Annotated in this window: 10 protein-coding genes; 5 read left to right on the forward strand and 5 right to left on the reverse strand. The window is 71.5% G+C overall.

What is annotated here, in order from left to right:
• The first annotated feature begins 312 nt into the window (after positions 1-312).
• Together WMF42_RS32395 and WMF42_RS32400 are read left to right on the forward strand one after the other, a co-directional pair.
• The gene (locus WMF42_RS32395; protein ID WP_233562353.1) at positions 313-741 is read left to right on the forward strand and encodes a hypothetical protein; all 429 of its coding nucleotides are present in this window, start codon (positions 313-315) and stop codon (positions 739-741) included.
• Positions 742-817: 76 nt separating this feature from the next.
• Entirely contained in the window at positions 818-3,160 is a 2,343-nt protein-coding gene (locus WMF42_RS32400; protein WP_437686691.1) for an Rv1355c family protein, read from the forward strand.
• Positions 3,161-3,169: 9 nt separating this feature from the next.
• On the opposite strand, the gene WMF42_RS32405 is transcribed toward WMF42_RS32400, so the two are convergent.
• Together WMF42_RS32405 and WMF42_RS32410 are read right to left on the reverse strand one after the other, a co-directional pair.
• Positions 3,170-3,550, reverse strand: coding sequence for an STAS/SEC14 domain-containing protein (locus WMF42_RS32405; protein WP_061613254.1), 381 nt, complete (start codon positions 3,548-3,550; stop codon positions 3,170-3,172).
• A gap of 168 nt (positions 3,551-3,718) precedes the next feature.
• Positions 3,719-5,866 carry a hypothetical protein gene (locus WMF42_RS32410; protein WP_437686693.1) on the reverse strand — a complete coding sequence of 716 codons (2,148 nt, stop codon included), beginning with the start codon at positions 5,864-5,866 and terminating at the stop codon, positions 3,719-3,721.
• A gap of 437 nt (positions 5,867-6,303) precedes the next feature.
• Here WMF42_RS32410 and WMF42_RS32415 point away from each other — a divergent pair, with 437 nt between their 5' ends.
• A complete protein-coding gene (locus WMF42_RS32415) occupies positions 6,304-7,089 on the forward strand; it encodes a TerC family protein (RefSeq protein WP_061613258.1) in 786 nt (261 codons plus the stop codon).
• A gap of 178 nt (positions 7,090-7,267) precedes the next feature.
• A complete protein-coding gene (locus tag WMF42_RS32420) occupies positions 7,268-7,726 on the forward strand; it encodes a response regulator (RefSeq protein WP_233562698.1) in 459 nt (152 codons plus the stop codon).
• Between the two features lie 73 nt (positions 7,727-7,799).
• Here the strand turns inward: WMF42_RS32420 and WMF42_RS32425 are convergent, their stop codons facing one another.
• The 3 genes from WMF42_RS32425 to WMF42_RS32435 all read right to left on the reverse strand — a co-directional run bounded on the left by WMF42_RS32425 (position 7,800) and on the right by WMF42_RS32435 (position 12,020).
• Entirely contained in the window at positions 7,800-9,920 is a 2,121-nt protein-coding gene (locus WMF42_RS32425; RefSeq protein ID WP_437686696.1) for a S9 family peptidase, read from the reverse strand.
• Positions 9,921-10,065: 145 nt separating this feature from the next.
• Positions 10,066-10,824, reverse strand: coding sequence for a ferritin-like domain-containing protein (locus WMF42_RS32430; RefSeq protein ID WP_061612872.1), 759 nt, complete (start codon positions 10,822-10,824; stop codon positions 10,066-10,068).
• Positions 10,821-12,020 (reverse strand): hypothetical protein, encoded by a 1,200-nt coding sequence (locus WMF42_RS32435; protein ID WP_437686698.1) that lies wholly within the window; start codon positions 12,018-12,020, stop codon positions 10,821-10,823. Before WMF42_RS32435 ends, WMF42_RS32430 begins: the two co-directional genes overlap by 4 nt.
• A gap of 191 nt (positions 12,021-12,211) precedes the next feature.
• Here WMF42_RS32435 and WMF42_RS32440 point away from each other — a divergent pair, with 191 nt between their 5' ends.
• Positions 12,212-13,738 carry a deoxyribodipyrimidine photolyase gene (locus WMF42_RS32440; RefSeq protein WP_081427064.1) on the forward strand — a complete coding sequence of 509 codons (1,527 nt, stop codon included), beginning with the start codon at positions 12,212-12,214 and terminating at the stop codon, positions 13,736-13,738.
• The last annotated feature ends 13 nt before the right edge of the window (positions 13,739-13,751 follow it).

The following is a 13,751-nucleotide window of genomic DNA, read 5'->3' on the forward strand; positions in this document are numbered from 1 at the left end:
CGGGCGTGGGGCTGACCCGACGCGGCGGGCGCGACGCGAGCGCGCCGCGGCCGTTGTCGAGCGCGTCGAGCGCGTCGAGCGACGTCGCGGAGCGCGCGCGTTCCCCCGCGGCCTGCGCCTTCCTCCGCGCCGGCGCCGCGTCGAAAGTCGCTCCAGATCGTTGCTGCGTCGATCGAACCGTCCTAGGTGCAGACCGTGGACCTCGCGAACCCCTGCCCGGTCGCTGGACGCATGGCCGTCCCGGGAGAAGCCTGCGCGAACTGGCGGCTCGGCGGCGCGAGGACGTAAGCTCTGCGAGCGCTCGGTGAGACGATGACCCTTCCCACCATGCTGTTCGACACGACGGAGCACGTGCTCATCGCCATCCACGGCAGGGAGCCGCCCAGCGACGAGGACTGGGAGGCGTACATGCAGACGGTGCTCGCGCTCCCCCCCACCTGCTCCAGGACGCTGGTGGTGACCGCCGGCGGCGGCCCGAACGCGAAGCAGCGCTCGTCCATCAACGATTTCGTGAGCAAGCACACGCTCACGGTGGCCATCTGCACCGATGCGCTGCTGGTGCGGCAGATCTCGATAGCGCTGAGCTGGTTCAACCCGCGGGTCAGATCGTTCCGGGGCAACGACATCGCGGGGGCGCTGCGCTATCTCGAGGTCAGCGGGCCCGAGGCCGCCCTCGTGCACCACAAGGTCGCGAGGATGAGGCTCGAGATCGAGGGTCGGGCGCCCCGCACGACGCGCTGATCCGGGGGCGGTTCAGGGGGTCACGGCGGCGCGGGCGCCCGCGGCGGGCGGGCGCAGGGGAGGTACCGGAGCAACGATGACCAAGACCGGCTGGCAGCAGCTCATCTCGCATTCTTCGCAACGAGGCGCCGAGTCGGCCGGGTGGCGGCCGCGCTTCTTCCGGCCGGCGCGCGAGGACGACGCGGAGGCGCTCGAGCGCCTGCTCCGCGACGACGCGCGCCTCCATGTCTTCGACGCGATCGACGGCCAGCTCGCCGATCTGGTCAAGACGCGGCACCCGAGCCGGACGCTCGGAGCGCAGGAGATCGCGCGGCTCGTCGAGGAGCACCTCCGCGGCGCCCCGCGGCAGGCGTACGGCGTCTGGGTCCATTACCCGTGGGCGCGCCGCCTCGTGCACCTGCTCGACGAGGCCGAGTTCGTCGAGCTGCGCACCAACCGCAACAAGTACAAGATCAGCGCCGAGGAGCAGGCGGCGCTCGCGGGCCGGAAGATCGGCGTCGTCGGGCTCTCCGTCGGCCAGTCGGTGGCGCTGACCATCGCGCTCGAGCGGAGCGCCGGCGAGCTGCGCATCGCGGACTTCGACCACCTCGAGCTCTCGAACATGAACCGGATCCGGACCGGCGTGCACAACCTCGACGTGCCCAAGGTGGTCGCCACGGCGCGCGACATCGCCGAGCTCGACCCGTTCCTCGAAGTAAAGTGCTTTTCCGAAGGGGTCACTCCGGACAACATGGAGGGCTTCCTGCTCGACGGGGGCAAGCTCGATATCGTGGTCGACGAGTGCGACAGCCTCGATATCAAGCTCGAGCTCCGCCTCCGCGCGCGCGCGCACCGCATCCCCGTCCTGATGGACACGAGCGACCGGGGGCTCATCGACGTCGAGCGCTTCGACCTGGAGCCGGATCGGCCGATCCTCCACGGGCTCGTCGGCGATCTCACGCCCGCGCGCATCCGGGGGCTGTCGACCGAGGACAAGGTGCCTTATGTCATGCAGATCATCGGGCAGGACACGCTGTCCACGCGGTTCGCCGCGTCGCTGCTCGAGATCCAGCAGACGGTGAGCACGTGGCCCCAGCTCGGGTCGGCGGTCGTCCACGGCGGGGCGGCGGCCGCGGACACGGCGCGCCGGCTCGCCCTGGGTGAGCCGGTGCGGTCGGGCCGGTACTACGTCGACCTGGAGCAGATCATCAGCGGGCCTGTGCCGGAGGAGGCGGCGGCGCGCGCCGCCGGGCCGGCCGCGCCGCGGGCTCCGGGGGCGCCTCCGGCGCGCGGCCCCGCGCTCGACCCGGCGTCGCTCGCGCGCCCGCTCGGGAGCGCGGACGGCGCCGTCGCGCTCGATCCGGAGCGGCTCCGGCGGATCGTCGCGGCGGGGATCGCGGCGCCCTCGGGCGGCAACTGCCAGCCCTGGCGCTGGGTCTACGAGGCGCGCCGCCTCGGGCTGTTCCACGACCGGGCGCGCTCCGAGTCGCTCGCCGACTTCCAGGGGACGGGCGGCGTTGTCGCGCTCGGCGCGGCCGCCGAGAACGTCGTCCTGGCCGCGCACGGCGAGGGGCTGGGCGTGCGCGTCGCGCCCTTCCCGCGCGCGGGCGACGTCGACCTGGTCGCGACGTTCGATTTCCTCGACGCGGATCGGAGCGACGCCGAGGGCCACGCGATGGACGGCCTCGGGGACGCGATCGGCCTCCGGCACACGAACCGGCGCCAGAGCCAGCGGGCCGCGCTCGCGGACGAGCACCGGGCCGCGCTCGCCGCCGCGGTCCGGTCCGTCCCGGGGGCGGACCTGCACCTGCTCGAGTCGCCGGCGGAGCTCGAGGAGATCGCCGCGATCCTCGGCGCCGGCGATCGCGCCCGGCTGCTCGTGCAGCGCACGCACGCCGACCTGATGAAGGAGATCCGCTGGACCGAGGCGGAGGCGGAGGCGCGCCGGGACGGCATCTTCGTCCGCGCGTTCGAGTTCTCGCCCGCCGATCTCGCGGGGTTCCGGGTCTGCCGGGACTGGCGCGCGCTCGAGCTCGTGCGGCGCTGGGGCGGCGGCACGGCGCTGGAGAAGACGGCGCACAAGGCGATCGCCGGCGCGATGGCCGTCGCGCTGATCACGATGCCGCGCGCCGGGGTCGCGGACTACTTCCAGGGCGGCAGGGCGCTCGAGCGGGCGTGGCTGACGGCGACGCAGCGGGGCATCGCTGTCTACCCGATGGCGACGCTGCCGTACATGTTCGCGCGGCTCGTCCGGGGCGGCGGCGAGGGGATGGATCCGGAGACCGTCGCGCTCGCGACGGCGCTCCGGGCGCGGTATCTCCGGCTGTTCGACGTCACCGACGCGACGGCGGAGATCCTGCTCTTCCGCCTGTCGCTCGCGGGCCCGCCGTCGACGCGCTCGCTCCGCCGCCCCCTCGAGGACGTGCTCGTCATGCGCTGACCCGGGCCCTCACGGCGCGGCGCGGCCTTCGAGGAGCCAGCCGCGCGCGGCGCCCTCGTCCTTGAAGATGCGCACGAGCTCCGAGGTCCCCGCCTCGCGGGCGATCCGGCTCGCCTGCAGCGCCGCGAGATCGCTGTGGACCAGCTCGGCGGTCCGGATCACCCCCATCGCGGCCGACGTCGCCCCGATGTCGCGGAGCAGCTCCGTCGCCTCCTCGGAGGCGATGGAGAACCCGCGGAAGTCCACGAGGACGCGGATCCTCCGGCCGCAGAGCGAGCCGAGCGCCTTCCTGTACTCGGCGGCGTACGCCTGCGCCTCCTCCGCGCGCACCACGCCCTTGAACGTGACCTCGATGAGGGCGTTGATCCTGTCGATCTTGAGTTGGTACATGCCTCCTCGTCCGGGGAGCTGCGACCGAGACCCAGAGTCGAGAGCCGGAGAGTCGGGACCCGGAGCCGAGACCTGAGAGCCGGGGCCGAGGCGGAGCCGAGGACCCGGAGCGACCGGAGGATATAGCGTAGGTGCCGCGCTCCCGGGGCGCCACCGCGCGGCGCGAGCTCAGCGGTGAGGCGGCTTGGGCTCGGTGAGCCGGTAAACATGCTCCACGAACTCCGGGACGAGCTCCCTGGCGAGGATCCAGAGGCGCCCTTCCCCGAGGTCGTTCAGGCTGGCAGGGCCGGAGTAGCTCAGCCTGCCGCGCTCGCCGAAGTAGATGAACGACGTCCTGTCGTGCCGCTGGAACCAGCCGCCGGCCGCGTCGAGCAGCGGGCCGAGCGCGGCGTCTCCGCCGGGGCGCAGGGGGACGAGGCGGACCGAGTCGAGGAGGCGGAACAGGTTCGTGCCGAGCTCGCCGAGCTCGACGACGGCGGCCGCCAGCGCCTCGCCGCCCTCACGCGCGACGAGGACCGCGCGCTCCCGCTCGAGGCCCGCGCTGCGCCAGCGCTCGATGCAGGGCCCCATCGCGAGCCGGCCCGGCACGAGATCGAGCGCCTCCGCGACCATGCGCGGCGACGTGGCGCAGAGCTGCCCGAGCAGCGCCGCCTGCTCCGCCGGGGTCGCCTCGCCGATCTCGAACGGTCCGTCGTCCGCCCGGGAGCCCGGCGGGGGCAGGAGCGGGACGTCGACGCCCATCAGGCGGAACGGCTGCGCGAGGGCGAGCCCCGTCGCCTCGTGCCTGCGGGCGAACTCGAAGAACGACCGCTCGTTCCACGCGACGTGCGCCTCGGCGTAGACGATGACCCACCGGCACTCCGGGTCGGACAGGGCGTACTCGCAGCAGCGCGTGAAGATGTCGCGGAGCACCTGCCGGGAGCTCAGGTTCGAGGCGCTCTTGGGCCGCTTCGCGAGCTGATGAAACATCCACGTGCCGTGGTAAGGCTTCATCACCGAGAAGTTCCCCTCGATGCCGTGCTCGGAGAGGCAGGTCACGTTGTGCAGGAGGTGCGGCGCCGCCGCGGCCCGCTGCGCCATCTGCATGAAGCTCGGCCTGATGGACTCGAAGTGCTCCGGGCGCCGGCCGGAGAGGTTGAAGTAGCCTGACGAGGCGAAGAGGTCCCAGAACTCCGCCTGCCAGGCCGTCCCTCCGTAGGTGGTCGCGTGCAGGATGCGGGACACGAGCCGCAGCCAGCGCCGCTCGTCCTCGCGCTTCGCGGCGACGACGTGCACGGCGCAGAGCTCGGCCGAGGCGCCCTCGCCCGGGGACACCGACCGCACCTCGCCCTTCAGGTGGATGACGCCGTCGTCGCCGTCCGGGAGCTCCAGCGCGATCTTGAGCCGCGGCTCGAGCCGGGGCTGCCCTCCTCCGAGCGCGAGCCGCAGGCTCGAGAAGGACACGTCGACAACCTCGGCCTCGACAGGCGGCAGGTGGAGCCAGTGGGGGTGCAGGAAGCGCGCGGTGAGCTCGACCTCGACGCCCCGCTGCTGGAGGCTCTGGCGCACGCGCTCGACCCTGGCCGGCAGCGCGGACACGACCTCGCCCGGGCGCACCTGCTCCGCCCGGATGTTGAACCGGAAGACGGAGCTGTGTCCGGCGATCTCGACAGCGGCGGCCTCGCTCCAGCCATCGATGCCGAACCACCGGACCGTCCCGGCCCCCACCTCGCTGAGCATCACGCACATCGACGGCGCGCCCTCGGCGGCGTTGCGGACGACGCCCTTCTTCCGCAAGAGGACGCTCAGGATGTCGCGCACCCGCCCCGGGTCGTCGATGATCTCGCGCGCCTGTCCGGCGTCCGAGGCCGAGGGCCGGAAGAGGTTCGCGGCCGCGGCCTTCGCCGCCCCGGCGTCGACGAGGGCGCCCAGCGCGTCGCGGATCTGGCCGTCCGCGCGGGCCGACACCTCCTGGAACAGCAGCCCGACGAGCGGCCCCCGCAGGCCCATCGACTGCAGCACCAGCCGGGCGGGGAGCGGGCCGATCTCGGCGCCGCGGAAGTAGAGGCGCACGGAGGCCACGCTGCCGAACGGGAACGAGGTCTGGTAGTCGGGCTCGAGCCACGCGCCCATCGCGCCGAGCAGGACGACCTCATGGCCGTGGTCGAGCCCCTCGATCTGCAGCCAGACCGCGTCCTTTTCCAGCCAGCACGCCAGCGGCACGTCGGACGGCGGATCGTCCTCCAGGAGCGGCCGCTCCAGCGAGACCGCCTCGTCGTCGCCGCGGGCCCCCCAGCGCGCATCCTGCCCAAAGCCGACCTTCGGCGCCACGGTCACGAGGTCACCCCCTCCGCCGCGAGGCTACGTGTTCCAGGTGAGGAACAGGCGTCCCCGTCGCCTCGCCCGTGTGGCAGGGCGAGGGCGCGGCATTGAACGGCGAGCTCTCCAACACCCCTCGGGAGCCCACCCGAAAGCCAGGAAGAAGGCAGATCCACTTGAACTTACTTTCCTATGATCTGTACCGGATCGCAACACCCCACGTCAAGCGGCCCTCCCCCGCTGCCTGGCCGCGCGCGTCCGCGTCGACGATGGCCTCGGCCTCCCCGCGCACGGTTGCACCCCGCGCCTTGAATGGTTGCGAGATTCCCTGAACACGGGAGCGAGATTCCCCTGGGATTTCGCGGGGCGCTCCAGCGGGGAGCGGAGCGGTCGTGACACGACGTTGCAGGCAGCCCCGGCGCCTCATGCTACAAACGGCCACCCCGATGCCCGACATGAGCGCCTTTCTGCACGCCGATGGCTGGATCACGCTCGCGACCCTCAGCGCGCTGGAGATCGTCCTTGGAATCGACAACATCGTCTTCCTCTCCATCATGACGGCAAAGCTGCCGCCGGAGAGGCAACCGGTCGCCCGGCGGATCGGGCTGCTGCTCGCCCTCGGCATGCGGCTGCTCCTCCTGCTCGCGATCTCGTGGGTGATGGGGCTCAAGGCCACGCTGTTCAGCCTGCTGGGACACGACTTCAGCGGGCGTGACCTGATCCTGCTCGCCGGCGGTGTGTTCCTGATTGGCAAGTCGACCCACGAGATGTTCGACAAGCTCGAGGTCGAGGAGCACAAGGACGCCCAGCCGAAGGTGAAGGCGTCTTTCCCCTCCGTCATCGCGCAGATCGTGCTGCTCGACATCGTGTTCTCGCTCGACTCGGTCATCACCGCGGTCGGCATGGCGCAGCACATCTCCATCATGATGGTGGCGATGTTCATCGCGATGGGCGTGATGCTCGTCTTCGCCGGGCGCATCGGCGCCTTCATCCAGCGCCACCCGAGCATGAAGATCCTCGCGCTGAGCTTCCTGCTCCTCATCGGCGTGGTGCTCATGGCCGACGGCATGGGCCAGCACATCAGCAAGGGCTACATCTACTTCGCCATGGCCTTCTCGCTGGGCGTCGAGCTCATCAACATGCGCCTCCGGCTGCGCCAGAAGCCTGTCCAGCTCCACACGAGGTTGCCGAGCTCTCCGGATCTCCTGCCCCCGGGTGGGCAGCCTCAACCGAGGATCTGAGCCCGCGCGCGCCCGGCGCGCCAGGCCAGCGGAGGGCCAAACGGGCGGCGGAGACCGGGATCGCTGGCGCGAGCTCCGGGAGAGCCTGTAAACAATTCGCACAGACGGGGCGTCCGAGGGTCGACGGCGACAGCGGCCGGTCCCAGAAGTGACACCGGGGTTCTCCACCGAGGTGAGCGTGAGCGACGAGCAAGGAGACGCAGAACGAGGGCGGCGACGGCGCATCGTCATCGTCGACGACGACGACGCGATCGTCGAGACGCTGGAAGAGGTGCTGCTGGCCGAGGGGTACGACGTCGAGGGCTACACCGATCCGCTCGAGGCCCTGGAGCGGCTGCGCTCCAAGGCGCCGCCGGACGCGATCGTCCTCGACTGCGTGATGCCGTTCATGGACGGGCCGCACCTCATGGAGACGCTCGCGGCCGAGGGGATGGTGGTGCCGATCGTGCTCGTGACAGCGCTGAGCGATCCCGGCTTCTGCATCGACCCGAACCACCCCGACGCGACGAGGATCATCAACAAGCCGTTCGACCTGGAGCAGCTCCTCGAGACGCTCGATGACCTCTCGAGCATGCCCGCGGCGAGCGAGCCCGGATCGCGGCGCAGCGCGCGGCCGCCGTCGACGCAGCGGACGTAGCGCGGGCCGCGGCGGCCCGCGCCGCGGCCCTGCACCTGGCGGATGCGCGCTGGGATCCCTGGCCGGCCGGGGATCAGCGCCCGGAGAGCGCCGCGGAGAGGCCGTGGACGACCTCGGCGCCGGCGGGGACGGTGACGCTCGACCCCTTGAAGTCGTCGCCGACGGGCTGGTAGGAGCCGCCGAGGCACTGCGCGAGGAACGTCTCGGCGATCGCGTTGAACGACAGCGCGTTCTCCGGCCGGGCGAAGCCGTGGCCCTCGTCGGGGTACAGCGCGTAAGTCACCGGTATCCCCTTGCTCGTCATCGCCTTGACGATCTGATCGCTCTCGGCCTGCTTCACGCGCGGATCGTTGGCGCCCTGGCCGATGAGGAGGGGCCGCTTGATCTTGTCGGCGAGGTAGAGCGGCGAGCGGGAGCGCAGGAGATCGCGGCCGGACTCGGTGCGGGGGTCGCCGACCCGCTTGGCGAAGAGCTCGAGCATCGGCGCCCAGTAGGGCGGGATCGACTCGAGCAGGGTCACGAGGTTCGACGGGCCGACGATGTCGACGCCGCAGGCGAAGGTATCGGGCGTGAACGTCAGGCCGACGAGCGTCGCGTAGCCGCCGTAGCTGCCGCCCATGATCGCCACGCGGGCCTTGTCGGCGATGCCCTGCGCCACCGTCCAGTCCACCGCGTCGAGCAGGTCGTTGTGCATCTTGCCGGCCCACTCGAGGTTGCCCGCGTTGACGAACTTCTTCCCGAAGCCTGTCGACCCGCGGTAGTTGACGCTCAGCACGGCGTAGCCGCGGTTCGCGAGCCACTGGTGCATCCCGTTGAGGCCCCATGTGTCGCGCGCCCACGGGCCGCCGTGGACGAGGAGCACCGTCGAGAGCGGCTTGTCCGGCTTGCCGTCCCCGTCGGGGTCGGCGGCGCGCGGCAGCGACAGGTAGCTCACGAGCTCGAGGCCGTCGCGCGCCTTGATGACAACGGGCCGCATCTTCGTGAGCGGCTGCGACTCGAGCGCTGGCCGGTTCGAGAAGAGGAACGTCGCCTTCTTCGTGCCGCGGTCGTAGAGGTAGTACCGGACGGGGCCGTCGGAGACCGTGTAACCGACAGTCCAGCGCCTGTCGTCGAGCGAGCGGCTCAGCACGTCCAGCTCACCGTCGGCGACCGCGCGCAGGGCGTCGAGGTCCGGCTGGATGGCCTTGTCGACCACCTGCCAGCGCTTGCGCTCGTACTCGGACGCCACGGCCTGGACCTTCTCCGTCTTCGGGTGGACGATGACGCCGGAGACATCGGCCTTCGCGTCCTCGGCGAGCACCGTGGGCTTCGCGGTCCGGAGATCGAGCGTCACCAGCGCGGAGGTGTCGCGGCCGCGGCTGTCCCGGAAATAGAGCGTCTTGCCGGTCGCGTCGAAGCCGAGCACGCTGCTCGTGACGGCGTCCTCCGGCCCGAACGCGACGAACGGCTTCGGCTCCTTGCCGGTGACGTCGAGGAACTCGTGGCCTCCGTCGGGCGTCATCCGCATCGCGAGCCGCGCCTTGAAGTCGTCGTCGGCGACGAACCCCACGAAGCCGTCGTTCTGCCGCACGAGCTTGCGCTCGCCGGTACGGATGTCGACGCGGTAGAGGTCGTGGAGCTTCTTGTCCCGATCGTTCATGCCGATCAGGACCTCGTTCGGGAGCTTCTGGCTCACCCCCTCGATCTGCGCGGCGATGCCCTCGAACGGCGTGAGATCCTTGATCTGGCCGGTCTTGAGCTCGACGGCGTAGATGTGCCAGTTCTCGTCGCCGCCCTTGTCCTGGCGGTAGAGGACATGATCGCTCGCGTAGGGGAACAGGAAGGTGCGGATGCCGCGGCTCTTCTCCTTCGTGACCGGCTTGGCCGCCTTCGGATCCTGGGCCGGACCGACCCACACGTTGAGCACGCCCTCGGAGGGGGCGAGGAACGCGAGCCGCTGGCCGTCCGGGCTGATCTTGGGGGACATGCGATCCGGGTTGCCGAAGAGAAGGCGCCTGGGCATGAGCGACGCGTCCGCGCGCGGCGCCTCCTTCGCCGGCGCGGCGGGCGCGGCGGCCGCCGGGGCGGCTGCCGGGGGCGGCGGCGCGGCGGCCTGCTGGGGCGGCGCCGGGGCGGGCGCCGGGGCGCCGCCGCAGGCGAGCGGCGCGGCGAGGGGCAGCAGGAACAGCGTTCGGAGCTTCTGGGGCAGGTTCATGGGTTCACCCGACGCGCGGAGCCGGCGGCCGCACCCCACATGCGCCGCGCCCGCGCGCCGAGCGTCATACCCAGATCCCGGGGGCCGGTCCATCGCCGTGTCGCGCCGCGTCGCGCCGCGTCGCGCCGCGGGGATGGACCGCGCGTCAGGCCGCTTGCTGCGGTGTCGTGGTGGCGGGCGCGCCGCGCGCGTCCAGCGCGAGCCTGCTCGACAGCCACGATCGCACGAGCTCGAGGTGGCGCGCCTCGTGCTGCTCGGCCACGCGGAACTCGGCCGCCATCTCGTCCTGGCCATACGCCACCGCCAGGTCGATGAGCATCCGCCAGCTATCGTTGTCGGTCAGCTCTGCCACGAGCAGCGCCTGCAGGCTCTGCCCGAAGTTGATCCTGGGCTCCACGGCGACCGCGAGCACGCCGGACGACGCCAGGCCGATCACGTCGGCCCCGGGCGTCATCGCTGTCGGATCGGCGCCGAGCCGCTCCATGGCGCGCCTCAGCAGGTCGAAGTGCCTGAGCTCATCGTCGCGGATCGCCTCGAGATCGGCGCGGCTCGGGCCTCCGTCGAAGCCGCCCTCCGCGTCGTACTTGGCGATCAGCGCCTCGTAGAGGCGCGTGCCCGATCGCTCGAACTGGAGGCGCTCTCCCAGCTTGTCGATGAGGAGCGCCGGCGGCCTGCCCTGGATGAGCTCCCCGGCCGCCTTGATCACCCCCTTCAGGCTCGCCGGCGGCGGCACGCTCCCGACAGTGCCCGATTCGCGCGCGTACTCGGTCCTGACCGCCGCGGCGTCGGCCTCGCTGCCGGGGGAGCTCGGCGGGATCGCCTGCGCCGCCTCGATGAGCTCCTTGCTGTCGAGGGGCGAGGTCGCGATGCCCGTCGTGTTGGTCCCTGTCGTGATCTGCTTCATGGCGTCGCCTCCTTCTGTCCGTCGATCTTCTCGGCTCGCCGCGAGAGCTCGGTGCCCGGCGTGTACCGGTAGCCGGCGGCCACGATCTCCGAAGGAGAGCCGGCGGAGTTCAGCTGCTGCCGGTAAGCGAGCGTCGCGGCGCTCTCCGGGATCACGCTCGGGTCGACGATGTGCTCGCCGACGGCGCGGAGGTGCACCTCCCGGGAGAGCACGTCGCGCACGAACTGCCGGTGGCTCTTCTGGGAGACCGGGTCCGGCAGCGAGGCGGGCAGGATCTCGGCCGCGTCGCGCCGCTCGATCCGATTGAGATGTTCGATCGCCACGTGGAGCTGCCCCAGCTCGTAATCGAGGAACCGCTCCCAGATCCGCTTGAGGTGCGCGTTCTGCTCCTGCTGGAGGCAGCTCCAGTAATTGTAGACCTCGTTGGCCTCGTGCAGGACCCACTTCTCGAGCCAGGTCTCCTCGGGGTCGATCATCGACTCGTACTGGGTGACGTGCTGCTCCTCGATCGAGGCGATCTCGGCGTAGAGCAGCCGCGCCACCGGGTCCGTGAAGAACGGCCCGACGTTGACGTAGTAGTTGTGCGTCTGCTGCTCGGCGGCCATGATCGTGAGCGCGTTGAGCTTCGTGATCGGGCTCGCGGTCCTGCGGTCGTACGGCGCGCGCACGTCGTCCTCGGGGGCGCGGTGCTCCACCGCGGTCGGGCGGCCCACCGTCACGTCGGTGTACGATTGCAGGATGTTGTTCGCGTCCTTGCCTTCCAGGCGATCGAGGAGCGCCGAGTAGCGATAGAGGTGGTCGTAGTCCTCGAGCATGCCGAAGCGATAGACCTGCGCGAGGTACGGGTCAGGCTCGGCCAGGGCGGCGTGCGCGGTGATCTCGATGGCGACCTGCTCGTATCCGATGGTTGTCTCGAGCGGCGACTGGTCCGGCGGGTTGAGCCAGTTGATCAGCGTGACCTGGTGGTGGTCGACGCGCCGCACCTGGGCGAGCACGCGGCGGAGATCCCGGTTCATGCGCGCGAAGCTGTGCAGGAACCGCACGCTCTCGAGCTCGATACCGTTCATCAGGATCACGCGGATCCGGGTGAAGGCGTCGTCGTCGAGCTTGCTGTACGGTACCTGGACCAGATCGCGCCAGTTGAACCCCTGGCGGTCGAGCGGAGTCCCCCGCTCTTTCAGGATATCAAGAGCCATGTTGCCCCTCCTCGCGCGTCGTGCTCGTGCCTGCGTGCATGGATCAACGACCGCTGCGCCGGTACCTGAGGCCGCCCTCACCGCACCGCAAGCGCGGGCGCCCCGCGCCGTCCTGGCCGCCCTCGCGCCGCCTCGCGCGCGATTCCAGGGCGTCCTGCGCGCTCCGGACCGGGCCGTGCTAGGAGGCCGGCGTGATCTCGAGCAGCGTCCCTGATCTCCGGATCCGCACCCGCAACGCCATGCCCGTGCGCGAGGGCGGCGATCACGTCCTTTACTGGATGATCGCGAGTCGCCGGACACGCCACAATTTCGGCCTGGAGCGGGCGATCGCCTGGGCGTCGGAGCTCGATCGGCCGCTCGTCGTGCTCGAGGCGCTCCGGTGCGGCTACCGCTGGGCGAGCGACAGGCTCCATCGCTTCGTGATCGACGGCATGGCCGACAACGCGCGCCGGTTCGCGGCGGCGGGCGCGCTGTATCACCCCTACGTCGAGCCCGCGGAGGGGGCGGGCAAGGGCCTGCTCGCCGCGCTCGCGGCGCGGGCGTGCGTGGTGGTGACCGACGACTACCCGTGCTTCTTTCTCCCGCGCATGGTCGCCTCGGCGGCGCGGCAGGCGCCGGTCCGCCTGGAGCAGGTGGACTCGAACGGCCTCTTGCCTGTCCGCGCGGCCGATCGGGTGTTCACGACAGCGCGCTCGTTCCGCATCTTCTGGCAGCGGGTGATCGGCGATCACCTCGGCGCGCTGCCCGCGGCCGATCCGCTGAAGAGGGCGCGGCTCCGGCCGTCGGCTCCCCTCCCCCGCGCGATCGCGCGGCGGTGGCCCGCGGCCTCGCCGGCGCTGCTCGGGGGCGACCCGGCCGCGCTCGCCGCGCTCCCCATCGATCACGCCGTCGCGCCGGTGCCCCGCCGGGGCGGCCCCGAGGCTGCCGGCGAGGAGCTCGCGCGCTTCGTTTCGGAGCGGCTCCCGCGCTACATGGACGAGCGCGATCACCCGGACGCCGGCGCGGCGAGCGGCCTGTCGCCGTACCTGCACTTCGGCCACCTCGCGGCGCACGAGGTGTTCGCCGCCGTCGCCCGGCGCGAGGGCTTCCGGCGCGACAGGCTCGGCCGCCCGGACGACGGCGTGAAGCGGCCGAGCGGCAGCCGCGAGGGGTTCTGGGGGATGAGCCCCTCGGCCGAGGCGTTCCTCGAGCAGCTCGTCACGTGGCGGGAGCTCGGGTTCAACGCCTTCGCGCTGGGGGCGAGCGAGGGCGACGGCCCGCGCCTCTCGTGGAAGCGCGACCCGACCGACTACGAGTCTCTTCCGGACTGGGCGCTCGCGACGCTGAAGAAGCACGAGCGCGACAGGCGCCCGCGCGTCTATTCGCTCGAGGCGCTCGCGGCCGGGGCGACGTACGACCGGATCTGGAACGCGTCGCAGGGCGAGCTCCTCCGCGAGGGGCGGATTCACAACTACCTGCGGATGCTCTGGGGCAAGAAGATCCTGGAGTGGTCGCCGACCCCGCGCCAGGCGCTGGAGGTGATGGTCGAGCTCAACAACCGCTATGCGCTCGACGGCCGCGATCCGAACTCGACTTCGGGCATCTTCTGGGTGCTCGGCCGCTACGATCGGGCGTGGGGCCCCGAGCGGGAGATCTTCGGCACGGTACGTTACATGTCGTCCGAGAACACGGCCCGTAAGCTGCACCTCAAGGAGTACCTGGCGCGGTATGCGACGTAGCGCGCTGCCACCG

Source organism: Sorangium sp. So ce176 (assembly GCF_051519835.1).
In the GTDB taxonomy this organism is placed as follows: domain Bacteria; phylum Myxococcota_A; class Polyangia; order Polyangiales; family Polyangiaceae; genus Sorangium; species Sorangium cellulosum_G.